The 512-nt window shown below is 76.6% G+C and carries 1 pseudogene; it reads left to right on the forward strand.

Annotated elements, in window-relative coordinates:
• Positions 1-504, forward strand: a pseudogene (locus SACPADRAFT_RS25555) (hypothetical protein); the annotation flags it as partial.
• Positions 505-512 lie beyond the last annotated feature (8 nt).

Consider the following 512-nt stretch of genomic DNA (forward strand, 5'->3'; position numbering starts at 1 on the left):
CGGGCGATTCCGCCGGAGGCCGTCCTGTGGGCCGGGACGTCCGTGGGCGCGGTCGTGCTCGTGCTGTGTCTGGCGGCGCTGGTGACGCGGGGGGTGGCACGCTGCGCGGCACTCGCCATGGCGGCGGGCGCGGCCTACGGGCTGGTCGTGGTGCTCGTGCGCGACGTCGCCTACACCGTGCGCGTCGACGGGCCCGCCGCGCTTCCGCTGTTGTCGTCGGCCGGGTTGGCGGTGGCGTTCCTGGCCGGGTCGTGGCTGATCCAGCTCGCCTACGCCAGTGGCCCACCGGACGTGGTGGTCGGTGCGCACACCACGCTCAATCCGGCGGTGGCCACCACCCTCGGGCTGACGCTGCTCGGCGAGGCGGACGGGATCACCGCCGGGTACCTGACCACCCTGCTGGTCTGCGGCGGGGCCGCCGTCGCCGGGATCGTGGTGCTCGCCCGGCACCATCCGGACGCCCGGCGCGAGCGCACCGGTGCCGGGGAGACCGCGCCCCGGTGACGGCCGCC

Source organism: Saccharomonospora iraqiensis subsp. paurometabolica YIM 90007, assembly GCF_000231035.2.
In the GTDB taxonomy this organism is placed as follows: Bacteria; Actinomycetota; Actinomycetes; order Mycobacteriales; family Pseudonocardiaceae; genus Saccharomonospora; species Saccharomonospora paurometabolica.